The following is a 1,352-nucleotide window of genomic DNA, read 5'->3' as shown; positions in this document are numbered from 1 at the left end:
GAGGGTGTAATTAATTTTGTGTAAACGGTCATTTAGCAGGACACTGCTACCTTCAAGGAGAAATGATGACCGTTGCAAAGCGTAACAAGCGGGCCAAGCCTGACCCGGAATTGCTCAAACTGGCCGATGGATTGTTGGCCAACTACAAGAAGCCCGAAGACCTGATTGGGGAGAACGGCCTGCTCAAGCAGCTCACCAAGATGCTTGTCGAGCGAGCCCTGGAAGTCGAAATGACCGACCATCTGGGCCACGACAAGAGTGGAGTCGTCAGCAATGACAGCGCCAACACCCGCAATGGCCACAGTGGCAAAACACTCAAGGGTGATTTCGGCGCGCTACCAATCGACATACCGCGCGACCGTCAAGGTACGTTCGAACCGCAAATCATCGCCAAGCACCAAACCCGCTGGAGCGGCTTCGACGACAAGATTATCTCCCTCTACGCCCGTGGCCTGAGTGTACGGGAGATCCAGAGCCACCTGGAAGAGATGTATGGCACGGAAGTGTCACCAGCGCTCATCTCCAGCGTGACCGATGGCGTCAGTGAGGATGTGAAGGCCTGGCAAGCCCGTCCACTCGACGCGCTCTATCCCATCCTGTACCTTGACTGCATCCACGTCAAAGTGCGCGATGCTGGTGCAGTACGCAACAAGGCCGTATTTCTCGCCATTGGCGTGAACATGGATGGTCACAAGGAAGTACTGGGTCTGTGGATTGCCCAGACCGAGGGAGCCAAGTTCTGGCTGCAGGTCGTCACTGAACTGAAAAATCGTGGCGTGCAGGACATCTTCATTGCCTGTGTAGACGGTCTCAAGGGTTTCCCTGATGCGATCGAAGCAGTCTACCCCAAGGCGGCAGTCCAGCTTTGCATTGTTCACATGGTACGCAACAGCCTGCACTTTGTGCCATGGAAAGATCAGAAGGAGGTAGCCGCCGATCTGCGCACCATTTATACCGCAGCCACTGCCGACGAGGCCGGTCTTATGCTCACGCAATTCGAGGCTAAGTGGGACCAGCGGTACCTGCCCATAGGGCAATCATGGCGACGTAACTGGGAGAGGGTCATTCCCTTCTTCGACTACCCGGCGGAGATCCGTAAGGTAATCTACACCACGAACGCCATTGAATCGATTAACATGAGCCTGCGCAAGGTCATCAAAACGCGTAGTTCGTTCCCCACTGATGAAGCAGTCAGCAAGCTGTTCTACCTGGCACTCAACAACATCAGCAAGAAATGGACTATGCCAATACGGGATTGGAAAGGGGCATTCAACCGCTTTACCATCCAGTTCGATGACCGGATGTCGCTGAAATAAATGAAAAACCGTTTACACAAAATTCCGGACACCCCC

General features: G+C 54.1%; 1 protein-coding gene. It reads left to right on the top strand.

All coding sequences use genetic code 11. From position 1 onward, the window contains the following. Window positions 1-65: 65 nt before the first annotated feature. Complete coding sequence (locus tag ACO0LC_RS29065; RefSeq protein WP_423009733.1) at window positions 66-1,316, top strand: IS256 family transposase; 1,251 nt, start codon at window positions 66-68, stop codon at window positions 1,314-1,316. The last annotated feature ends 36 nt before the right edge of the window (window positions 1,317-1,352 follow it).

The sequence above is a fragment of the Undibacterium sp. JH2W genome (genome assembly GCF_049340425.1).
Taxonomy (GTDB): Bacteria; Pseudomonadota; Gammaproteobacteria; order Burkholderiales; family Burkholderiaceae_D; genus Undibacterium.
Note: the sequence above shows the minus strand (reverse complement) of the source record. Positions and strands in the feature narration are given on the sequence as shown.

What these genes read in the sequence shown, in the direction of transcription:
- ACO0LC_RS29065 (WP_423009733.1), top strand. Translation starts at nt 66, where the DNA reads ATGACCGTTGCAAAGCGTAACAAGCGGGCCAAGCCTGACCCGGAATTG.